21 protein-coding genes are annotated in these 22,181 nt (G+C 58.4%); 10 read left to right on the forward strand and 11 right to left on the reverse strand.

Annotation, left to right across the window (positions count from 1 at the left end; translation table 11 throughout):
* Positions 1 to 2: 2 nt before the first annotated feature.
* The 4 genes from AACY30_RS24120 to AACY30_RS24135 all read right to left on the reverse strand — a co-directional run bounded on the left by AACY30_RS24120 (position 3) and on the right by AACY30_RS24135 (position 2,839).
* Positions 3 to 614, reverse strand: a complete 612-nt coding sequence (locus AACY30_RS24120; protein WP_339418269.1) for a phage baseplate assembly protein V — start codon at positions 612 to 614, stop codon at positions 3 to 5.
* Positions 615 to 617: 3 nt separating this feature from the next.
* Complete coding sequence (locus tag AACY30_RS24125) at positions 618 to 1,133, reverse strand: hypothetical protein (RefSeq protein WP_339541228.1); 516 nt, start codon at positions 1,131 to 1,133, stop codon at positions 618 to 620.
* A 21-nt stretch (positions 1,134 to 1,154) separates the two neighbouring features.
* A complete protein-coding gene (locus tag AACY30_RS24130; protein WP_339418273.1) occupies positions 1,155 to 1,499 on the reverse strand; it encodes a phage holin family protein in 345 nt (114 codons plus the stop codon).
* Positions 1,500 to 2,095: 596 nt separating this feature from the next.
* Positions 2,096 to 2,839 carry a LexA family transcriptional regulator gene (locus tag AACY30_RS24135; protein ID WP_339541229.1) on the reverse strand — a complete coding sequence of 248 codons (744 nt, stop codon included), beginning with the start codon at positions 2,837 to 2,839 and terminating at the stop codon, positions 2,096 to 2,098.
* A gap of 201 nt (positions 2,840 to 3,040) precedes the next feature.
* Between AACY30_RS24135 and mutS the strand changes: the two genes are divergently transcribed.
* Both mutS and fdxA read left to right on the forward strand, forming a co-directional pair.
* Positions 3,041 to 5,632, forward strand: a complete 2,592-nt coding sequence (mutS, locus tag AACY30_RS24140) for a DNA mismatch repair protein MutS (RefSeq protein ID WP_339541230.1) — start codon at positions 3,041 to 3,043, stop codon at positions 5,630 to 5,632.
* Between the two features lie 142 nt (positions 5,633 to 5,774).
* On the forward strand, positions 5,775 to 6,098 hold the full coding sequence (fdxA, locus tag AACY30_RS24145; RefSeq protein ID WP_065872510.1) for a ferredoxin FdxA: 324 nt from the start codon (positions 5,775 to 5,777) through the stop codon (positions 6,096 to 6,098).
* A 494-nt stretch (positions 6,099 to 6,592) separates the two neighbouring features.
* On the opposite strand, the gene apbC is transcribed toward fdxA, so the two are convergent.
* Positions 6,593 to 7,687, reverse strand: a complete 1,095-nt coding sequence (gene apbC, locus AACY30_RS24150; RefSeq protein WP_339469333.1) for an iron-sulfur cluster carrier protein ApbC — start codon at positions 7,685 to 7,687, stop codon at positions 6,593 to 6,595.
* 172 nt (positions 7,688 to 7,859) lie between these two features.
* On the opposite strand from apbC, the gene metG reads away from it, so the two are divergent.
* The 4 genes from metG to AACY30_RS24170 all read left to right on the forward strand — a co-directional run bounded on the left by metG (position 7,860) and on the right by AACY30_RS24170 (position 11,974).
* The gene (gene metG, locus AACY30_RS24155; protein ID WP_049709745.1) at positions 7,860 to 9,911 is read left to right on the forward strand and encodes a methionine--tRNA ligase; all 2,052 of its coding nucleotides are present in this window, start codon (positions 7,860 to 7,862) and stop codon (positions 9,909 to 9,911) included.
* Between the two features lie 48 nt (positions 9,912 to 9,959).
* On the forward strand, positions 9,960 to 10,979 hold the full coding sequence (gene rsxB, locus AACY30_RS24160; protein ID WP_339541231.1) for an electron transport complex subunit RsxB: 1,020 nt from the start codon (positions 9,960 to 9,962) through the stop codon (positions 10,977 to 10,979).
* A 66-nt stretch (positions 10,980 to 11,045) separates the two neighbouring features.
* Positions 11,046 to 11,684, forward strand: coding sequence for an endonuclease III (gene nth / locus AACY30_RS24165; RefSeq protein WP_339455564.1), 639 nt, complete (start codon positions 11,046 to 11,048; stop codon positions 11,682 to 11,684).
* 107 nt (positions 11,685 to 11,791) lie between these two features.
* Positions 11,792 to 11,974: a PA3496 family putative envelope integrity protein gene (locus AACY30_RS24170; protein ID WP_049709748.1), complete on the forward strand. Its 183-nt coding sequence runs from the start codon at positions 11,792 to 11,794 to the stop codon at positions 11,972 to 11,974.
* Positions 11,975 to 12,058: 84 nt separating this feature from the next.
* On the opposite strand, the gene AACY30_RS24175 is transcribed toward AACY30_RS24170, so the two are convergent.
* From AACY30_RS24175 to AACY30_RS24185, 3 genes are all read right to left on the reverse strand, one after another.
* The gene (locus AACY30_RS24175; protein ID WP_010212736.1) at positions 12,059 to 12,691 is read right to left on the reverse strand and encodes a response regulator transcription factor; all 633 of its coding nucleotides are present in this window, start codon (positions 12,689 to 12,691) and stop codon (positions 12,059 to 12,061) included.
* Positions 12,692 to 13,322: 631 nt separating this feature from the next.
* Positions 13,323 to 14,540 carry an argininosuccinate synthase gene (locus AACY30_RS24180; RefSeq protein WP_049709749.1) on the reverse strand — a complete coding sequence of 406 codons (1,218 nt, stop codon included), beginning with the start codon at positions 14,538 to 14,540 and terminating at the stop codon, positions 13,323 to 13,325.
* Positions 14,541 to 14,682: 142 nt separating this feature from the next.
* Entirely contained in the window at positions 14,683 to 15,591 is a 909-nt protein-coding gene (locus tag AACY30_RS24185; protein WP_339541232.1) for a flagellar protein MotY, read from the reverse strand.
* Between the two features lie 156 nt (positions 15,592 to 15,747).
* On the opposite strand from AACY30_RS24185, the gene pyrC reads away from it, so the two are divergent.
* Both pyrC and rnt read left to right on the forward strand, forming a co-directional pair.
* Positions 15,748 to 16,794, forward strand: coding sequence for a dihydroorotase (gene pyrC, locus AACY30_RS24190; protein ID WP_339469328.1), 1,047 nt, complete (start codon positions 15,748 to 15,750; stop codon positions 16,792 to 16,794).
* Positions 16,791 to 17,462 carry a ribonuclease T gene (rnt, locus tag AACY30_RS24195; RefSeq protein ID WP_339418291.1) on the forward strand — a complete coding sequence of 224 codons (672 nt, stop codon included), beginning with the start codon at positions 16,791 to 16,793 and terminating at the stop codon, positions 17,460 to 17,462. The genes pyrC and rnt overlap by 4 nt, the downstream gene beginning before the upstream one ends.
* A 76-nt stretch (positions 17,463 to 17,538) precedes the next feature.
* Here rnt and AACY30_RS24200 read toward each other — a convergent pair whose 3' ends face one another.
* On the reverse strand, positions 17,539 to 18,141 hold the full coding sequence (locus tag AACY30_RS24200) for a peroxiredoxin (protein WP_003172097.1): 603 nt from the start codon (positions 18,139 to 18,141) through the stop codon (positions 17,539 to 17,541).
* Between the two features lie 243 nt (positions 18,142 to 18,384).
* Here AACY30_RS24200 and AACY30_RS24205 point away from each other — a divergent pair, with 243 nt between their 5' ends.
* Positions 18,385 to 18,603, forward strand: a complete 219-nt coding sequence (locus tag AACY30_RS24205) for a bacterioferritin-associated ferredoxin (RefSeq protein ID WP_339418292.1) — start codon at positions 18,385 to 18,387, stop codon at positions 18,601 to 18,603.
* A 201-nt stretch (positions 18,604 to 18,804) separates the two neighbouring features.
* Positions 18,805 to 19,275, forward strand: coding sequence for a bacterioferritin (bfr, locus tag AACY30_RS24210; protein ID WP_065872518.1), 471 nt, complete (start codon positions 18,805 to 18,807; stop codon positions 19,273 to 19,275).
* A gap of 154 nt (positions 19,276 to 19,429) precedes the next feature.
* Here bfr and grxD read toward each other — a convergent pair whose 3' ends face one another.
* The gene (grxD, locus tag AACY30_RS24215) at positions 19,430 to 19,768 is read right to left on the reverse strand and encodes a Grx4 family monothiol glutaredoxin (protein WP_339469327.1); all 339 of its coding nucleotides are present in this window, start codon (positions 19,766 to 19,768) and stop codon (positions 19,430 to 19,432) included.
* Between the two features lie 77 nt (positions 19,769 to 19,845).
* On the reverse strand, positions 19,846 to 21,954 hold the full coding sequence (locus AACY30_RS24220; RefSeq protein ID WP_339541233.1) for a molybdopterin oxidoreductase family protein: 2,109 nt from the start codon (positions 21,952 to 21,954) through the stop codon (positions 19,846 to 19,848).
* Positions 21,955 to 22,181 lie beyond the last annotated feature (227 nt).

Consider the following 22,181-nt stretch of genomic DNA (forward strand, 5'->3'; position numbering starts at 1 on the left):
CCTTATGCGCTACTGATCACGCGGCCTTGGTGATCCACCACCGGGCCGCTCAAATGCACACCGGCAGCATCCAGCAATAAGCCGCAGGCGCCGAGTTGCAGGGTGATGCTCTGGGCATTCATCGTCAGGCTGGCGGCGCCGACCTTGACGTCGACCTGTTCGCGGGAGCCGCTGAACGTGGTTGGGCCGTTAACCCAGTTGAAGACGTGGCTGGCGTCGTCGTAATCGCTTTGGGTGCCGTCCTGATGGCGACGTCGCGTCAATGAGGTAACACCGGAAACAGGCGGAAAGAGACTACTGTTGAGGCCGAACAAGGCTACGGACTGCGCGCCCCCTTCCCCGCCGCCGTAGTTGAGCAGCAAGCATTGTTCACCCACTGACGGGATACGGGTTTCCGTTTGCGCCCCAGCGCTCGGGTTAAAAAACCGGATCGCCGGGCTGAGCAAATCTCCGTGGCTGACCTTGCAGGTATTGCTGGCGGCGTCGACCTCCTGACACACGCCAATGCGGCAGAAACTTTCTGCGCGTCGATACAAGTCTTCGAGCTGGGCTTCCATTTCCGCCAGGCGCTCGACAATCGGCCCCAACTGCATGCGTAACAATGCGTCAAACATGGGCTACTCCTGCAGCGGGCGATATTGGTCCGGATCGTCGATGTCGGAGACTTCCCAGGTGCGAGCAAACAGCGGTTTGCCGGTGGGATCTTCGAGCAGCGACGGGCCGAGGTAGATGTTTTGGGTAAAGGACACGGTCCAGGTGTCGTAGTCCGTTTCCGCCCCGTTAAGACCAGAAGGCGCCGCGACAATCGTGGCGGGCAAATCGCACTGATCGGGCGGCAGGCCCCAACGGTTATCCAAGGCCAGGTCCATCAATTGGCTGGCCAGGTCGCAGGCGTCAAAGGGCGCGGACCCGCTGGCGACCATGGCCTTGAGTGAAACCGACAAAGCGTGTGCCTTGCGCCCGGCAAGGGAGCGCCCCCCCGGGCCGTTGCGCTCCACGCTGATCAAAATCCCGGTTTTATCTCCTGTTCCGGAGAAGTCCTGGTGGTTGCCTACTAGCAGTTGTGGGAAAGCGCTTTTCAGCGCGTCCGCAATCGCCACAGGCAGTTGGGAAGGTTTTTCGAGAAGTGTCATCTGCTTGCATCCTTGCAGCGGTTACTGCTGATCCGGGCGAGAGTTCGGGGGCTCGTTGACCCCAATGCGCTTGGCCGCCCAGCGTTCATAGAGGCCGATGGCCACGTCCGCGCCGGCCATGGCGGTCAGGCAACCTATGGCGCCGGCGGTCCAGATCGACATGCCGGCGGCGTAGCACAGCATCAACGCCGATACCCCGCAGACCATGCACGCCCCGGACCGCAGCGCCAGGCGCCGGATCAGCGACCAACCGCGGGCGCCCTCCTTGTCGGCGCGCCACATTTCGCCGGACACCCCACCCACCAGGGCCAGTGCGATCACCAGCCAGATAGGCATTTCCGCTAACACTTGCTGCTCGTTTGTCATGTCACGCCTCCTGGCTGAGCCTGCCGGCAAAGGGCCGGTTTCTGGGTAAATCCATTTACAGGTAGGCATTCCAAAAAGCCCGGTTGCCCGGGCTTTTCAGTAATGCGGTCCCGCTTCGAACTGTCGGCGCTACTGGCGCGGTACGGTTCTTTCATCAATTTTTTCCGACCACGATCCCTGTCTGCCGGATAACTGCTTCTGGTGCTTTACGCTGCACACCCGGGTCAGTTGCCAACCCTCTGAACCGTTGAGGCCGGTTCATCGCTGCCTGTTCTTGTAATGCGGTGAAACTAAAGAGCGTCGGCATCCTTGCCGGTGTTACCTGGCGTCCCTGCCATCGCTCAGATGGCATCCTTGCCGATGTTGCGTGCCGTCCTTGTCTTCCTTGGCAGCATCCTTGCCGCCTCCACCAGGCCTTGTTGGCTGGCTTGAGATGAAGAATATGCATGTATGCATATACAGTCAATGCACAAATGCATTTATTTTTACCATTAAAATGCATTAATGCATTTTCAGCCTTGCACACCGAGGGTTTGGGGTTTTCTACGGGCGAAAAAAAACCCGCGCATTGGCGGGCTTCGTCTTACGTGAGGAGGTTATCGGGCGTACATACCCCACCAGAACACATGACCGAGGATGCTGATCTGCTCATCCTGGATGTCCTGAAAGCTGTAGTCCTCATCCGGATGCTCATCACGGTTGAAACTGCGTAGGCGAATCCCGGAAGGCAGGCGATAGAGCTGTTTCACGCGCAGTTGGCCATTGTGATTGATGGCGTACAGGTCGCCATCGACGATATCACCAATGCCACTCTTGCCCGCATTCACCCCAACCGTCGCGCCATCACGCAACACCGGCAACATACTGTTGCCGCGCACCGTCACACACTTGGCCTGGTCGAACTGCACACCGTTATGCCGCAGGCTGCGCTTGCCAAATCGCAGGCTGGCCTTCTCGCTTTCCTCGATGACGAATCTTCCTGATCCAGCAGCCAATTCAACCTCGCGCAGAAAAGGGATCGACACCTCGTCATCATTAACGGGCGTGTCGTCGTCCCACAGGCTTATGTCCTTGAGTTCCGAATGCATCGGGTCGCGCCCGTCATCGTGCAAAGCCCCCACCGCCGCGCGGCCGCGCAGTTGGTCGGTGCTCACGCGGAAGTACTCGGCGATGCGCGAGATGTGCTTGTCCGACGGATCAACGATCTTGCCGCTGAGGATCCGGGACAACGTGGATTGAGGCACGCCGGTACGCCGGTGAAGCTCCGTGGGGGAGATCCGGTCGCGGTCCAGCAGCTCGCGTAAGACGATAGAAACGTTGCGTTTTTGCATAACGGGCATAGTGACGGGAGTTTTTGGGGCTGGCAAATGCTAATTTGCATTCTTATGCATAAATCATGCATTTACCAGGCCGACCTACCTATCTTGATGTGGACTGCGAACCCCCGACCTCGCGTGTTAATCTTGCGCCCATTGCAAAATCAGCTGGGCCGAGCGCCCCACCTTTGCCCCATCACTTTCAACGAATTTGCCTATAACCTAATGAGTAAAAACAGCTCCGATCTGTCCTCCCACACGCCGATGATGCAGCAGTACTGGCGCCTGAAAAACCAGCACCCTGATCAGTTGATGTTCTATCGCATGGGCGACTTCTACGAGATCTTCTACGAAGACGCGAAAAAGGCCGCCAAATTGCTGGACATCACCCTGACCGCGCGCGGGCAGTCGGCGGGGCAGTCGATTCCAATGTGTGGGATTCCTTACCATTCGTTGGAAGGCTACCTGGTCAAGCTGGTGAAACTGGGCGAGTCGGTGGTGATCTGTGAGCAGATCGGCGATCCGGCGACCAGTAAAGGGCCGGTTGAGCGTCAGGTGGTGCGCATTATTACGCCGGGGACGGTGAGCGATGAAGCGCTGCTGGATGAGCGTCGCGATAACCTGATCGCCGCGGTGCTGGGTGATGAGCGTCTGTTCGGGCTTTCGGTGCTGGATATCACCAGTGGCAACTTCACTGTGCTGGAGATCAAGGGCTGGGAGAATCTGCTGGCGGAGTTGGAGCGCATCAATCCGGTGGAGTTGTTGATTCCGGATGATTGGCCGAAGGACCTGCCAGCGGAAAAACGTCGTGGGACCAAACGTCGTGCCCCGTGGGATTTTGAGCGTGACTCGGCATTGAAAAGTCTGTGCCAGCAATTCTCGGTGCAGGACCTCAAAGGCTTCGGCTGCGAAACCCTGACCCTGGCCATTGGTGCCGCCGGTTGCTTGCTTGGCTATGCCAAGGAAACCCAGCGCACGGCCCTGCCGCATTTGCGTAGCCTGCGCCATGAGCGCCTGGACGACACCGTTGTGCTCGATGGTGCGAGCCGTCGCAACCTGGAGTTGGACACCAACCTGGCCGGCGGGCGCGATAACACCCTGCAATCGGTGGTTGACCGTTGCCAGACCGCCATGGGCAGCCGTTTGCTGACCCGTTGGCTGAACCGTCCGTTGCGGGATTTGAGCGTGCTGCAAGCGCGTCAGTCGTCTATTACCTGTCTGCTGGACGGCTATCGCTTTGAAAAGCTGCAGCCGCAGTTGAAGGAAATCGGCGATATAGAGCGCATTCTGGCGCGGATCGGCCTGCGCAACGCGCGCCCGCGTGACTTGGCGCGTCTGCGCGATGCCCTCGGCGCCTTGCCGCAACTGCAAGTAGCGATGACTGAACTGGATACGCCGCACCTGCAACAGCTTGCGGTAACCGCTGGCACCTACCCGGAACTGGCGACGCTGTTGGAAAAAGCCATCATCGACAACCCGCCCGCGATCATCCGCGACGGTGGCGTATTGAAGACCGGTTACGACAGCGAGCTGGATGAACTGCAATCCCTGAGCGAAAACGCCGGGCAGTTCCTGATTGACCTGGAAGCCCGCGAAAAAGCCCGTACCGGCCTGGCCAACCTGAAAGTCGGCTATAACCGCGTGCATGGCTACTTTATTGAGTTGCCCAGCAAGCAGGCCGAGTCGGCACCTGTCGACTATCAACGTCGCCAGACCCTCAAGGGTGCTGAGCGTTTTATCACGCCGGAGCTGAAAGAATTCGAAGACAAGGCGCTGTCGGCCAAGAGCCGCGCCTTGGCTCGGGAAAAAATGCTCTACGAAGCGTTGCTGGAAGACTTGATCAGCCAACTGGCGCCGCTGCAGGACACCGCCGCCGCCCTGGCCGAACTGGACGTGCTGAGCAACCTAGCCGAACGTGCGCTGAACCTTGACCTGAACTGCCCGCGTTTTGTCAGCGAGCCGTGCATGCGTATCGTGCAAGGTCGCCACCCTGTTGTAGAGCAGGTGCTGACCACCCCGTTCGTCGCCAACGACCTGTCGCTGGACGACGACACCCGCATGCTGGTCATCACCGGTCCGAACATGGGCGGTAAATCCACCTATATGCGTCAGACCGCCTTGATTGTGTTGCTCGCACATATCGGCAGTTTTGTCCCGGCCGCGAGTTGCGAGCTGTCACTGGTTGATCGCATTTTCACCCGGATCGGTTCCAGCGATGACCTGGCCGGTGGCCGTTCGACCTTTATGGTGGAAATGAGCGAAACCGCCAATATTTTGCACAACGCCACCGAACGCAGCCTGGTATTGATGGACGAAGTGGGACGCGGCACCAGCACCTTCGACGGCCTGTCCCTGGCCTGGGCGGCGGCCGAGCGCCTGGCGCATTTGCGCGCCTACACGCTGTTCGCCACCCACTATTTCGAACTGACCGTTCTACCGGAAAGCGAACCACTGGTGGCCAACGTGCACTTGAACGCCACCGAGCACAACGAGCGCATTGTGTTCCTGCACCATGTGTTGCCGGGGCCTGCCAGCCAGAGTTACGGCTTGGCCGTGGCACAACTGGCCGGTGTGCCGAACGATGTGATCACCCGCGCTCGCGAACACCTCAGCCGGCTGGAAACCACGGCGCTGCCCCATGAAACCGTGGTCGCCAGCGCTGCCAAAACCTCCAACAAGCCGGCCGCGCCGCACCAGAGCGATATGTTCGCGAGCCTGCCCCATCCGGTACTGGATGAGCTGGCAAAGCTTGACCTGGACGACTTGACGCCGCGAAAAGCGTTGGAATTGCTCTATGCACTGAAGACACGGGTCTAACGCAGACGCTTGCAAGCTGATATTATCTCGCGCGGTTTGGGATGCTGCGGGCGTTTAGCCTGGCCTGCAGATTATCGCTCCCGAACCTCGCGAACCCCGCCATAAGGGGTTTCGCTGCCGCCGCCTGAGGAGAAAATTAGAAATGACCTTCGTCGTCACCGACAACTGCATCAAGTGCAAGTACACCGACTGCGTAGAAGTGTGTCCGGTGGACTGCTTCTACGAAGGCCCGAATTTCCTGGTTATCCACCCGGATGAGTGCATCGATTGCGCCCTGTGTGAGCCTGAATGCCCGGCCGTCGCTATTTTCTCCGAGGATGAAGTCCCGGCAGAGATGCAGCAATTTATTCAGTTGAACGTCGAGCTGGCGGAAATCTGGCCGAACATCACTGAGCGCAAGGACCCGATGCCGGACGCAGCGGAGTGGGATGGCAAAAAAGGTAAGATTGCAGAGCTCGAACGCTAATAGCGTCGCCCCCCTAAAAGGCCCCTTGCGGGCCTTTTTGCGTTTCTGGATGGCGGGTTTCACTTTTCTACAGACAAAAAAAAAGGGGCGGTATGACCCGCCCACATTTTTTCCCTAGTCCCTTTATTCCTTTTCATCATCCTGATGAGTCGCATCCTGCGACGTTCCTTCAACCATCGTTCCTTGATGGCTGTGCCAATCCGTGGACACAGGGCTGATGTTAGAGAGTTCCAAAGGAAGTTCAACGGCATCCAACCCATTGGCTGGCAGGCTCTCGCGGGCACCATGAAATAATTAATTGTTATATTTCAATTAGATAGAAAAAGCTCTCGAAGAACTGGGCCGCACAAGACGGGTAAAAAAACCAATCGCTTACGAAAAAGTAAGTAAATGCTTACGCGACCAATTGCGTAAATGCGTAACCGCCACCGCTTGACCGCCCTCCAGACATGAGAAAGCCCCGACAGGGTCGAGGCCTTTTCCCTGCATCACCCTCAGTCGTCGCTGACGGTAATAGTCGGCATGGCCGGCGCTGCAGCTTCCTGCAGGACGATTCGCGCGCCGACGTGACGTGCGAGCTCCTGATAGATCATGGCGACCGGGCTATCCGGTTCGGCTACTACGGTGGGCTTGCCGCCGTCCGCCTGCTCACGGATCAGCATTGACAGCGGCAACGAGGCCAACAGCTCCACACCGTATTGAGTCGCCAGTTTCTCGCCACCGCCCTCACCAAACAGATGCTCGGCGTGGCCGCAGTTGGAGCAGATATGCACCGCCATGTTCTCAACCACGCCCAGCACCGGGATATTGACCTTGCGGAACATCTCCACGCCTTTTTTCGCGTCGAGCAGCGCTAGGTCCTGGGGGGTGGTGACAATCACCGCGCCGGCCACCGGGACTTTCTGCGCCAGGGTTAGCTGGATATCGCCGGTGCCTGGTGGCATGTCGATCACCAGGTAATCCAGATCACCCCAAGCGGTCTGGGTGACCAGTTGCAGCAACGCGCCGGAAACCATCGGCCCGCGCCAGACCATCGGCGTGTTGTCATCGGTGAGGAAAGCCATGGACATCACTTCCACGCCCAAGGATTCGATAGGCACGAACCACTTCTGGTCCTTGACCTTCGGCCGAGTGCCTTCGGTAATGCCGAACATCACACCTTGGCTCGGGCCATAGATATCGGCGTCGAGAATGCCCACGCGCGCACCTTCACGAGCCAGAGCCAGCGCCAGGTTGGCCGCCGTAGTGGACTTACCCACGCCGCCCTTGCCGGACGCCACGGCGACAACGTTCTTGACGTTGGCCAGACCCGGAATCTGCGCCTGGGCCTTGTGCGCGGCGATCACGCATTGAATGTCGACCTTGGCCGACCGTACGCCGTCCAGGCCTTCGATGGCCATTTGCAGCATCTGCGCCCAACCGCTCTTGAAAAGGCCTGCGGCATAGCCCAATTCCAACTGGACCGACACCTGGTCGCCGCGGACTTCGATGGCGCGCACACAGCCGGAGCTGACCGGGTCCTGGTTCAAATAGGGGTCGGTGTACTGGCGAAGAACGGCTTCCACCGCTGCGCGATTGACGGCGCTCATGGGCTACTCCCGAAAAAAGACTGACTGAAACAGGCGGCTATCCTAACCGTTCCAGCCGCCCAACGGCATGCTTTCGCAGGTTCGGAAGATTCTGAAACGGCGCCACGGGGTGAAATATATTTCCCGGCGCTTTATAGTGGCCGACCTCCGTTTCATCAAGTAGCCGAGCCCCATGTCCGAGCCACGCAAGATTCTCGTCACCAGCGCCCTGCCCTATGCCAATGGTTCGATCCATCTTGGCCATATGCTTGAGTACATCCAGACCGATATGTGGGTGCGCTTCCAGAAGCATCGCGGCAATCAATGCATTTATGTCTGCGCGGACGACGCCCACGGTTCGGCCATCATGTTGCGCGCCGAAAAGGAAGGCATCACCCCGGAACAACTGATCGCCAACGTGCAGGCTGAACACAGCGCCGACTTTGCCGAGTTCCTGGTGGATTTCGACAACTTCCACTCGACCCACTCCGACGAAAACCGCGAACTGTCGAGCCAGATCTACCTGCGCTTGAAAGACGCCGGACACATTGCCCAGCGTTCGATCACGCAGTATTTCGACCCGGAAAAGAAAATGTTCCTGGCCGACCGCTTCATCAAGGGCACCTGCCCGAAATGCGGCACAGAAGACCAGTACGGTGACAACTGCGAAAAATGCGGTGCTACTTATGCACCGACTGACTTGAAGGATCCGAAGTCGGCGATCTCCGGCGCCACGCCGGTGCTCAAGGATTCCCAGCACTTCTTCTTCAAGCTCCCGGATTTCCAGCAGATGCTGCAAACCTGGACGCGCAGCGGCACGCTGCAGGACGCCGTCGCCAACAAGATCGCCGAATGGCTGGATGCCGGCTTGCAGCAGTGGGACATCTCCCGCGACGCGCCGTACTTCGGCTTCGAGATCCCGGGCGAGCCGGGCAAGTACTTCTATGTGTGGCTGGACGCGCCGATCGGCTACATGGCCAGCTTCAAGAACCTGTGTGATCGCACGCCTGAGCTGGACTTCGATGCCTTCTGGGCCAAGGATTCCACCGCCGAGCTGTACCACTTCATCGGCAAGGATATCGTCAACTTCCACGCCCTGTTCTGGCCCGCGATGCTTGAAGGTTCGGGCTACCGCAAGCCAACCGGCATCGCGGTGCACGGCTACCTGACGGTCAATGGCCAGAAGATGTCCAAGTCCCGTGGCACCTTTATCAAGGCGCGCACCTACCTGGACCACCTGTCGCCGGAATACCTACGCTACTACTACGCCTCCAAGCTGGGCCGTGGCGTCGATGACCTCGACCTGAACCTGGAAGACTTCGTACAGAAGGTCAACTCGGACCTGGTCGGCAAGGTCGTCAACATCGCCAGCCGTTGCGCCGGGTTTATCCACAAGGGTAACGCCGGTGTACTGGTGGCCGAGAACGCCGCGCCGGAACTGACGGAAGCGTTCCTGGCCGCTGCGCCAAGCATCGCCGACGCCTATGAAGCCCGCGACTTTGCCCGCGCGATGCGCGAGATCATGGGCCTGGCCGACCGCGCCAACGCGTGGATCGCCGACAAGGCGCCGTGGTCGCTGAACAAGCAGGAAGGCAAGCAGGCAGAAGTCCAGGCGATCTGTGCAACGGGCATCAACCTGTTCCGCCAACTGGTGATTTTCCTCAAGCCGGTGCTGCCATTGTTGGCCGCGGATGCCGAGGCGTTCCTCAATGTGGCGCCGCTGACCTGGAACGATCACGCCACCTTGCTCAGCAACCATCAGTTGAACGAGTTCAAGCCGCTGATGACCCGTATCGACCCGGTTAAAGTCCAGGCCATGACCGACGCTTCGAAAGAAGACCTGGTTGCCAGCCAGACCGACACCGGCTCGGCTGCGCCAGCCGGCAACGGTGAGCTGGCCAAAGACCCGATCTCGCCGGAAATCGACTTTGATGCCTTCGCTGCCGTGGACCTGCGTGTCGCGCTGATCGTCAAGGCTGAAGCCGTGGAAGGGGCTGACAAGCTGCTGCGCCTGACACTGGACATCGGTGACGAGCAACGCAACGTGTTCTCCGGGATCAAGAGCGCTTACCCAGACCCGTCCAAGCTCGACGGTCGCCTGACCATGATGATCGCCAACCTCAAGCCACGGAAAATGAAGTTCGGTATTTCCGAAGGCATGGTCATGGCGGCCGGCCCTGGTGGTGAAGAGATCTACCTGCTGAGCCCTGACAGCGGCGCCAAGCCGGGTCAACGGATCAAGTAAGCCTATGGGCCTGCTGCAAGCGAATTAGGTCTACTGTAGGAGCCCGGCTTGCCGGGCGCCTACAAATCCACAACACGCCCGTTCGCTCAACGGCATGCCAATGATCACCCCATGACTCTGATTCAACGTATCGACGCGCTGCTGCCGCAAACCCAGTGCGGCAAATGCGGGCATCCCGGCTGCAAACCTTACGCCGAGGGTATTGCTAGAGGCGAGGCGATTAACAAGTGCCCGCCTGGCGGACAGGAGACCATTGCTGGCCTTGCGCAACTACTGCGTGTGCCCGTGCTGGAACTGGATACCAGCCGTGGGGAAGCTGCGGCCCAGATCGCCTATATTCGCGAGGCCGAGTGCATCGGCTGTACCAAATGCATCCAGGCCTGCCCGGTGGATGCCATTGTTGGCGCTGCCAAGCTGATGCACACCGTGCTCATTGACGAGTGCACCGGTTGCGACCTCTGCGTTGCACCATGCCCTGTAGACTGCATTGAAATGCGCCCGACAGCCACCGTATTGCCAATTGTCGGCGGCCTGGCCGCCAATGATCAGCAACGCCATGAACGAGGGCTCAAGCGCGATCGCGCAAGGCGGCGTTATGAACAACGCAATGCGCGGCTGCAGCGGGAAGAATCGCAAAAACTCGCCGAACGCCTGGCTCGGGTCAAACGCCCAGTACCGGTTTTACCTGTAGACGTCGGTACCGCGCAGGATGCGGCGATCAAAAAAGCTAAAATCACGGTCGCAATGAGTCGCGCCCAACTGCATAAATCCTTGAAGGCTTTCGGTCACCCGCCAACCTATGAACAACAGTCGCAGTTGATCGTCCTGCAGCAGCAGTACGAAGCGGCAGAACAAGCGCTGGCGACCCTGGAACCGGGCACCGCATCGAAGGCCGTCGGTACGACCATGAATATGGCCGACCTGAAACGCGCCAAAATCCAGCTGGCGATGCGCCGTGCGGAATTGAAGAAAGCCCAGGACCTGAACGCCGACTCGCAGCAAGTGGCCGAGGCACAACACAACCTCGATGAGGCGCAGCGCCAAGTCGATGCCCATGGCAAGATCTGATCCGCAAAAACCTGCTGTGTGTATTGCTACAATGCCGCCGACCGACTCCTAGGAACGCCCCACCCTATGAACGCCGCAAAACGCCTGGAAATTTTCCGCAGGCTTCACGAAGACAATCCGGAACCCAAGACCGAACTGGCTTACACCACGCCGTTCGAGTTGCTGATTGCGGTGATCCTGTCGGCACAATCCACCGACGTCGGCGTCAACAAGGCCACGGCGAAGCTGTATCCCGTGGCGAACACGCCGGAAGCGATGTATGCCCTGGGTGTGGACGGGTTATCGGAGTACATCAAGACCATTGGCCTGTACAACAGCAAAGCCAAGAACGTTATCGAGACATGCCGCCTGCTGGTCGAGCGGCATGGCAGCCAAGTGCCGCAAACCCGTGAGGAACTGGAAGCCCTGCCGGGCGTTGGCCGTAAGACCGCTAACGTGGTGCTCAACACCGCATTCCGGCAACTGGCCATGGCCGTGGACACCCACATATTCCGGGTCAGCAACCGCACCGGTATAGCCCGCGGGAAGAACGTGGTGGAGGTGGAAAAGCAGCTGATGAAGTTCGTGCCCAAGCCCTATCTGTTGGACTCCCACCACTGGCTGATCCTTCACGGGCGCTATGTTTGTCAGGCTCGCAAGCCACGCTGCGGCAGCTGTCGCATCGAAGACTTGTGCGAATACAAGGAAAAGACGTCCGACGATTGAGGGATCATTGGTTTTCTCGATCAGTCGATTGAAAAAATCTTTTTTACCGGATCATGGATTATCGTTATAAGGGGCGCCAACGGCAGTCTTAGCCCGGAGTGAACCTTATGAGCACTGGCAAAGAACAACTGGAAGTGGAAGACGACCTCGTTGAATCGGATGACGATGTGGTCGAGGCACCAGTGGCAGAGGTCGCCAAGACCAATTTGAGCAAACGCCGCACCATCGACAACCTGCTGGAAGAACGACGCTTGCAAAAACAGCTGGCCGATTACGACTTCGATCTCTAATCGAGCGGTCGACGGCCGGAAGCCTCCCTCACGGAGGCTTTTTTCTGCCGTTTATCCAAGCAATACGTGGTGCACTGCCCTCTTCTATACCAAGCCGTTGCGCTGGGCCAGTTCAATCAGGTCTACGAGGGAGCGTGCGTTCAGCTTGAGCAGCAAACGTGTCTTGTAGGTGCTGACGGTCTTGTTGCTGAGGAACATACCGTCGGCGATCTCCTTGTTGGTTCGGCCCCTGGCCAACTGCTGCAATACCATCATTTCCCGTCCCGACAGGCGCTCGACCATATCAGCCTCACTGGCATTACCCATGGTGGAGCGTACCGAGTTGAGCGCCTGATTCGGGAAGTAGCTGTAGCCCGACAAGACCGCCTTGATCGCACTCAGCAGCTCGGTCAGGTCCTGTTGCTTGCACACGTAGCCGGCAGCCCCCGCCTGCATGCAGCGCATGGAGAAATGGCCAGGGGCCTGGGACGTAAGCACCAACACCTTGAACGGCGCGGGCTGTTTGGTAGAGGAAAGCCGGCAAATAACTTCCAGGCCATCAAGTTTGGGTATCCCAATGTCCAGTATGACAATGTCCGGCATATGCTCTCGCGCAAGTTGCAACGCATCGACACCGTTATCGGTCTCGGCAACGACCTCATAACCATGACGTTCCATTAGCATACGCACAGCAAGACGAATGACGGGATGATCATCCACGATCAGCACTTTATTCATGAGAAAGTCCAATTTCGCTGTTCGAATTATTTAGAGCAAGCACAATAGCCTAGTCGTTTACTAGTTGGCATAGCATTCCCCCCCAAGCATTAGCAAGCAGAGACCCAACTCACAACGATAAAGGAATTGCCCTACAAAAAAACGCCGTCTCAGATGTATCCAGTTTTATGGATCCTTTCAGAACTTTCCGGGGACTTACATACTTTGAGTGAAATATCCATGACGTATGGGGCGCAGGGTAAACGCGCCGCACGTAACTCTCAGGAAATACCCCTTGCCTCTGGCCCGCTGCCGACAAAGCCGGCACGAAAAAACGGGTCGATTTAGTTCCATTCAACATATCCACTTACTTCCATATTTCCTACAGACCATTCTGCGACTTATACATTCACGGCACTTACATGAGTGAATTTTCTGTAAGACCAGTTCCTACGCAGATGTAAAAAATTCATTCCCCCTACAAACTTTCAACAACAGTTCATTCAAGACCATCACTTGAGAGAGACCTCGGCAAAAAAAAAAAACATCAACACATGTTTAAGCGCTATAAACACTCCAAGTGCGGACAAAATCCTAGGCAAAAAAAAATGGCCCCTTGTACAAGGGGCCATTTTTCACAGCGCGCGCAAACTTAGAACAACGAGCGACCTTTGTTGGCAGCAATGCGCATGCGCAATGCATTCAACTTGATAAAGCCTGCTGCGTCCGCCTGATTGTAGGCGCCGCCGTCTTCTTCGAAAGTGGCGATATTGGCATCGAACAGCGAGTCATCGGACTTGCGACCGGTCACAATCACGTTGCCCTTGTACAGCTTCAGGCGCACAACGCCGTTTACGTGGGCCTGGGAAGCGTCGATCATTTGTTGCAGCATCAGACGCTCAGGGCTCCACCAGTAGCCGGTGTAGATCAGACTGGCGTACTTGGGCATCAACTCGTCTTTGAGGTGAGCCACTTCGCGGTCCAGGGTGATGGACTCGATAGCGCGGTGGGCACGCAGCATGATGGTGCCACCCGGGGTTTCGTAGCAGCCACGGGACTTCATGCCCACGTAGCGGTTCTCGACGATGTCGAGACGGCCGATGCCGTGTTCGCCACCGATACGGTTCAGGGTCGCCAGTACGGTGGCCGGGGTCATTTCGACGCCGTCCAGCGCGACGATGTCGCCGTTGCGGTAGGTCAGTTCCAGGTATTGGGCTTTGTCAGGAGCGTTCTCTGGGGAGACGGTCCATTTCCACATGTCTTCTTCGTGTTCGGTCCAAGTGTCTTCCAGCACACCGCCTTCATAGGAGATGTGCAGCAAGTTGGCGTCCATCGAGTACGGGGACTTCTTCTTGCCATGACGCTCGATCGGGATCGCGTGCTTTTCAGCGTAATCCATCAGCTTTTCACGGGACAGCAGGTCCCATTCACGCCAAGGAGCAATCACTTTCACGCCAGGCTTGAGCGCATAGGCGCCCAGTTCGAAACGCACCTGGTCGTTGCCCTTGCCGGTAGCGCCATGGGAAATGGCGTCGGCGCCGGTTTCGTTGGCGATTTCGATCAGGCGCTTGGCGATCAGCGGACGTGCGATGGAAGTACCCAGCAGGTACTCGCCTTCGTAGACAGTGTTGGCGCGAAACATCGGGAAAACGAAATCGCGGACGAATTCTTCGCGCAGGTCATCAATGTAGATCTCTTTCACGCCCATGGCTTGCGCCTTGGCACGTGCAGGTTCGACCTCTTCGCCCTGACCCAGGTCAGCGGTGAAGGTCACCACTTCACAGTTATAAGTATCCTGCAGCCACTTGAGGATCACCGAAGTGTCCAGGCCGCCGGAATACGCGAGAACGACCTTGTTTACGTCGGCCATGCCATCACTCCACGGGGTTGTACGGAAAGGCATCGATTCTACCGATCAAAACCGTGAATTTACAGGGGCGCGACAGCAAATGAAGATAAAGCGACAGATTATGTCGAGCGAGCGACCGATGGTCGCAGCTTATGCCGGCACTTCATGACGTGTGCGCAGGGTTGCTCGGGCCGGTTGCCTGGGGAGCCGGTTTCTCGGGGGCTGCCACGCGCTCCAACTGGATATTGACCCGACGGTTGCGCGCCCGGTTAGCCGCATTGGTATTGGGCGCCAGCGGGTAGCTTTCGCCATGAAAGCGCAGGGTGACCTGAGATTCCTGGATGCCATTGGCCTTGAAGTAGTCCATCACCGCCAAGGCGCGGCGGCGCGAGACATCACGGTTGGTCAGGCGGTTGCCACTGTTGTCCGAATGGCCATTGAGCTCGATATGATTGACGGTGGGGTCGGCTTTCATGAACGCGAGAATCACGTCGAGTTTCTTCTTGGCCGCCGCGTCCAGCTCAATGCCGCCACCGGGGAATCCGACTTCGGTCTGTTTGACCTGATCGTAATTCATCGGCAACAGCTTGGTGGTACACAATTGGTAGTCGTTGTAAGCCTTGTTGAATTTGACCGGCAACAGGCGGATTTCCGAGTAGCCGCCTTCACGTCCGTAATGGCGAACGGTCGGGCTACGCCCTTCCAGCAAGCCATTGAACAAGCGCCCAGCCTGGGCCTGGGAGCTGTTGAACAACACGTCGCCACTGCCGGCACGCACGGCGCCGAGGTTGATATCACCTCGCCCCGGCTGCCAAGGGGCGGCGGCGGCCAGCAACGTGGCCGAGCCCCCACCCAGCGAGCCGTTATAGGCTTTGAGACGAAACGTCGCCTGCTCGCCAGCCCGGCGCACGAACTCACCCGAACCGAAGTCGGTGATCGGCTGGGTCAGGCGGCACTCGAACTGGTCCCCTTCTACCTTCCACTCAATATTCTCCAGACGTGTCTGGAACGTGAGGGCCATCGCAGGCAGGCTGGCGAACACACTGAGCAGGGCTAGATAATGCTGGCGCACGGGAGGCTCCACTGGTTTCTACAACACTTCAAAGCGTCATACATCGATAAGGCATACGAAAGGCTATCGGTTGCCTCCTGCAAAACTTGATAGCGAGTGCCTGCAAGAGTCTTTTCCGGTAGCATTCCCACCAGATTGACCCGCCTGGAATCCCCAATGTCCGACCGCCTGACCCTGCTGCGTCCCGACGACTGGCATATTCATCTTCGCGATGGTGCTGCGTTACCCCACACCGTGGCCGATGTAGCGCGTACCTTTGGCCGCGCCATCATCATGCCTAACCTGGTACCTCCGGTGCGTAACGCCGAGCAAGCCGATGCCTATCGACAGCGAATCCTCGCTGCACGGCCGGCCGGCAGCCGCTTCGAACCGTTGATGGTGCTTTATCTCACCGACCGCACCCAGCCCGAAGAAATTCGCGAGGCCAAGGCCAGCGGTTTCGTGCACGCCGCCAAGCTGTACCCGGCGGGCGCGACCACCAACTCCGACTCCGGCGTGACCAGTATCGACAAGATCCTGCCAGCCATCGAAGCCATGGCCGAAGTCGGCATGCCGCTGTTGATCCACGGTGAAGTCACCCGTGGCGACGTGGACGTGTTCGATCGCGAGAAGATCTTCATCGACGAACACATGCGCCGTGTGGTCGAGCTGTTCCCGACCCTGAAGGTCGTGTTCGAGCACATCACCACCGCCGATGCTGTGCAGTTCGTCACCGAGGCCTCGGCCAACGTCGGCGCGACCATCACTGCGCATCACCTGCTGTACAACCGCAACCACATGTTGGTGGGCGGGATTCGGCCGCACTTCTATTGCCTGCCGATCCTCAAGCGCAACACCCACCAGGTGGCCTTGCTGGATGCTGCGACCAGCGGCAACCCGAAGTTCTTCCTCGGCACCGATTCCGCCCCACACGCCCAGCACGCCAAAGAAGCGGCGTGCGGCTGTGCCGGTTGCTACACCGCCTATGCTGCCATCGAGCTGTACGCCGAGGCGTTCGAACAGCGCAACGCGCTGGACAAGCTCGAAGCGTTCGCCAGCCTCAACGGCCCGCGCTTCTACGGCCTGCCGGCAAATACCGACCGCATTACCCTGGTTCGTGAAGACTGGACCGCCCCTGCCAGCCTGCCGTTTGGCGAGCTGACTGTTATCCCGCTGCGCGCCGGTGAAACACTGCGCTGGCGCCTGCTGGAGGAAAACAAGTGAGTGAAGACCATTACGACGACGAACATGAGCACAGTGGTGGCGGTTCCCGTCACCCGATGGCCGAGCGGTTTCGCGGTTATCTGCCAGTAGTCATCGACGTAGAAACCGGTGGTTTCAATTGCGCCACCGACGCGCTGCTGGAAATCGCCGCGACCACCATCGGCATGGATGAACAGGGTTTTGTGTTCGCGGAACACACCCACTTCTTCCGTGTCGAGCCGTTCGAAGGTGCCAACATCGAAGCGGCCGCCCTGGAGTTCACTGGGATCAAGCTCGATCACCCGCTGCGCATGGCGGTGAGTGAAGAAGCGGCGCTGACCGATATCTTCCGCGGCGTACGCAAGGCGTTGAAGGCCAATGGCTGCAAGCGCGCGATTCTGGTCGGCCATAACAGTAGCTTCGACCTGGGCTTCCTGAACGCCGCCGTGACGCGGTTGGACATGAAGCGCAACCCGTTCCACCCGTTCTCCAGCTTTGACACCGCGACCCTCGCCGGCCTGGCTTATGGCCAGACGGTGTTGGCGAAAGCCTGCCAGGCAGCCGGTATCGACTTTGACGGTCGTGAGGCCCATTCGGCCCGCTACGACACCGAGAAAACCGCCGAACTGTTCTGCGGCATCGTCAACCGCTGGAAGCAGATGGGCGGCTGGGAAGACTTCAACGACTGAAATCTCACTACAGCCGTTTCGCGCGTATAAAAAAACCGGCCTTCTCAGGCCGGTTTTTTTTCACCGTGAAACTGGCTTACAGCTTGCCAGCGTTCTCGGTCAGGTAAGCCGCAACGCCTTCTGGCGAAGCATTCATGCCTTTGTCGCCTTTTTTCCAGTTGGCAGGGCAGACTTCGCCATGCTCTTCGTGGAATTGCAGTGCGTCGACCAGACGGATCAGCTCTTCCATGTTACGGCCCAGTGGCAGGTCGTTGATGATCTGGGAGCGAACAACGCCCTTGTCATCGATCAGGAATGCACCACGGAACGCTACGCCGCCTTCGGACTCAACGTCGTAGGCCTTGGCGATGTCGTGCTTCATGTCGGCAGCCATGGTGTATTTGACTTTGCCGATGCCGCCATCGTTGATGGCGGTGTTGCGCCAGGCGTTGTGGGTGAAATGGGAGTCGATGGAAACGGCTACCACTTCAACGTTGCGCGCCTTGAAATCGTCCATGCGGTGGTCCAGAGCAATCAGCTCCGAAGGGCAGACGAAGGTGAAGTCCAGCGGGTAGAAGAATACCAGGCCATATTTGCCTTTGATGGCTTCAGACAGCTTGAAGCTGTCAACGATTTCGCCATTGCCGAGAACGGCTGGAACGTCGAAATCCGGGGCTTGTTTGCCGACGAGTACGCTCATTGGATATCTCCTGATGTAAGGGTGACGATTGAAGTAAAAGGACCGGCCCTGAGTCTGCCGTTTATAGGCGACAGCCCTGTGACGCAGTCACGCTTCGTGAAGACCGGCCATCATACACTGAAAAAACCGTTCGTCAGTGCGGGCGCGATGCCAGCAAATAACCGACGAATCTACTTTGACAATCATTCTCGTTAACATTAAGATCCATCGCACTTAAGCCTTAACCCGCGATGGTTCTCCCTTATGTATGTGTGCCTCTGTACTGGCGTCACCGACGGAAAAATCCGCGAAGCAATCTACGAAGGTTGCTGCAGCTACAAGGAAGTACGTGAAACCACCGGTGTTGCCAGCCAGTGTGGCAAATGTGCTTGCCTCGCCAAGCAAGTGGTACGGGAAACCCTGACGCAGCTGCAGACAGCCCAGGCCGCGCTCCCCTATTCAGCAGAATTTACACACGCCTGATTTGGCGTGTTTTAAAGAACCGGACTTAGTGTTCGGTTTTTTTATGCCTGCAATTCAATTAGTTAGCGCCAAGACGCGGAACACAAACATTCTTATTCCGATTAATTTTCATTTATTATTCAATAACTTAGGTTTGACACTAGGGATTGCGCCGCTCAAACTCCGCCCTATATACAGCTATTACAGGGCAGGACCCCAGTCATGAAAGGCGACATCTCAGTCATCCAGCAACTCAACAAAATCCTTGCCAATGAACTGGTCGCGATCAATCAGTATTTTCTGCATGCGCGTATGTACGACGATTGGGGCCTGGAAAAGCTGGGCAAGCGTGAATACAAAGAATCGATCAAGGCCATGAAGGATGCTGACGCGCTGATCAAACGCATCCTGTTCTTGGAAGGCCTGCCGAACGTGCAGGACCTGGGCAAGCTGAACATCGGCGAACACACCCAGGAAATGATCAGCAGCGACCTTGGTTTTGAGCGCAAGAGCCACAGCGACCTCAAGGCCGCTATCGCTCACTGCGAACTGACCGGCGACTACGGTAGCCGTGAATTGCTGGAAGATATCCTGGAAGACCAGGAAGAACACATCGACTGGCTGGAAACCCAACTGGGCCTGATCGACAAAGTCAGCCTGGAAAACTACCTGCAATCGCAGATGGGTGAATAACCCTCAGGTAACAGGTACAAAAAAGCCCCGCTCTCTTACGAGAAGCGGGGCTTTTTATTGAACGGCAGATTGCAGGAGCTGCTTGCCAGCGATAGCGTCCGAAAGTACGACGCCAGGCTGCGGGGCCAATCGCCGGCAAGCCGGCTCCTGCAGATCAGGCGTCAGTCTTGGCCGCGGCGTTTGCCGCTGCCTCTTTGATCAGCGCCTGCAACGAACCGTCTGCGGCCATTTCAGTGATGATATCGCTACCGCCGACCAGCTCACCGGCGACCCACAGTTGTGGGAACGTAGGCCAGTTGGCGTACTTCGGCAGGTTGGCGCGGATTTCAGGGTTTTGCAGGATATCCACGTAAGCGAATTTCTCGCCACACGCCATGATGGCCTGCGACGCCTTCGCGGAGAAACCGCACTGAGGAGCGTTTGGCGCGCCCTTCATGTAAAGCAGAATGGTGTTGGCAGCAATCTGCTCTTTGATCGTTTCGATGATATCCATGGAACACCTCGGCTGGAACTTTGCGACTCACAGGTCGGCACGGTGGCGCATTGTAACGCAAAATTCCAGCGCGGTGCTCAGGCGGCTGCTACCTGGACCGGAACGCCATTGAGCGCCGCATTGCCCGACAACTCGTCCAATTGCCGTTCGTCGGTCAGGTCATTCGCGCTCGCTCCGGGTTGCGCGCTGGCGATGCCCATCTGGACGCCCGGGCGACCATGGCCCCAGCCGTGGGGCAGGCTGACGACACCAGGCATCATGTCCAGGCTGGAGACAACTTCCACCTCGATCATGCCAATCCTAGAACTCACCCGCACCCGCTGGCCATCCAGTAAACGCCGGCTGGCCAGGTCGTCAGGATGCATCAGCAATTGATGACGCGGCTTGCCCTTCACCAGCCGGTGATAGTTATGCATCCAGGAATTATTGCTGCGCACATGGCGACGGCCGATCAGCAACAGTTCGTCGACCACAGGCCCCGGCTGCGCGGCAAACCGCACCAGGTCGGCGAGGATAACTGCCGGCGCCGCCTGCACCTTGCCATCAACGGTTTTCAGACGCGCGGCAAGGTTGGGCTGAAGCGGCCCAAGGTCCACGCCATGGGGATGGTCGGCCAGCATCGCCACCGATAATTTGTGGCTGGAGGCATCACCGTACGCGCCCGCGCGCAGCCCGAAATCGATCATCTGCGCCGGCGGCATCGTCGGCTTGAGTGTGGTACCGGTCTGAGCCGCAAAGGCCTTGGCCAGCCCGACGAAAATTTCCCAGTCATGCAGCGCACCCTCGGGTTTGGGCAAGATCGCCTGGTTGAAACGGGTGACGTTACGCACCGCAAACATATTGAAGGTCGTGTCGTAGTGATCGTTTTCCAACGCTGACGTGGACGGCAGAATCAAATCGGCATACCGCGTGGTCTCGTTGATATAGAGGTCGACGCTGACCATGAACTCCAAGCCATCCAAGGCTTGCTCCAATTGCCGCCCATTAGGGGTCGACAACACCGGATTACCGGCCACTGTCACCAACGCGCGGACTTGTCCTTCGCCTTCAGTGAGCATTTCTTCCGCCAGGGCCGACACCGGCAACTCGCCACCGTACTCCGGACGCCCGGAAACCCGGCTCTGCCAGCGATTGAAATGCCCGCCACCGGTCGACGCCACCAGATCCACTGCGGGCGTCGTGCACAAGGCGCCACCCACACGGTCGAGATTGCCAGTCACCAGGTTGATCAGTTGCACCAGCCAGTGGCACAGCGTGCCGAACGCCTGGGTTGATACGCCCATGCGCCCGTAGCACACCGCTTTATCCGCTGCGGCAAAGTCGCGTGCCAGTTGGCGGATCTGCTCGGCAGGCACCGCACACTGACGACTCATGGCCTCGGCGGTAAACCCGGCGATCACGCGGCGTACATCCTCCAGGCCTTCAACCGGCAAATGGCTGTCGCGGGTCAGGTTCTCGGTAAACAAGGTGTTGAGCACCCCGAACAACAGCGCCGCATCACCGCCTGGGCGCACAAACAGATGCTGATCAGCCATCGCCGCCGTCTCGCTGCGCCGTGGGTCGACCACCACCACTTTACCGCCCCGCGCCTGGATCGCCTTGAGGCGCTTTTCCACGTCGGGCACCGTCATGATGCTGCCATTGGACGCCAGTGGGTTGCCGCCCAGGATCAGCATGAAGTCGGTGTGATCAATGTCCGGGATCGGCAGCAACAGGCCGTGGCCGTACATGAGATAGCTGGTGAGGTGATGGGGCAGTTGGTCGACCGAGGTCGCGGAAAACCGATTACGCGTCTTCAACAGGCCGAGGAAGTAGTTGCTGTGGGTCATCAGCCCATAGTTGTGCACGCTGGGGTTGCCCTGATACACCGCCACCGCATTCTGCCCGTGACGCGCCTGAATGCCCGCCAGCCGTTCGGCTACGAGCGCGAAAGCCTCGTCCCACGCGATCGGCTGCCATTCGCTACCCACTCGTAACATGGGCTGGTGCAGGCGGTCAGGATCATTCTGGATATCCTGCAGCGCTACAGCCTTGGGGCAGATATGCCCACGACTGAAACTGTCCTGGGCATCGCCCTTGATCGAGGTGATCGCCAGGTTGCCGTCGTCGGCTCGGGTAGTTTCCAGCGTTAGGCCGCAGATGGCTTCACACAGATGGCAGGCACGGTGGTGGAGAGTCTTGGTCATCGCCAGTCTCTTATAAGGGCTTTGGTCCAACTATGGGCCGCGACCGGCAAGCGCGCCACCAACGTTCGCCTCGTGAATCGACAAGCATCAGGCCAGGCCATGGCTAAGCATGAGCAAATGTTTCAGAAACCTCACACGCTCGCGCTGAAACCGACGCAGCCTGGCCTGCAGCCGCCGCAGCGCATTGCAAAAGGTTGCTACGCCAGTGTACAAATGGTTCGCTGCTG

The organism is Pseudomonas sp. RA_5y_Pfl1_P24 (assembly GCF_963970945.1).
Taxonomy (GTDB): Bacteria; Pseudomonadota; Gammaproteobacteria; order Pseudomonadales; family Pseudomonadaceae; genus Aquipseudomonas; species Aquipseudomonas tritici.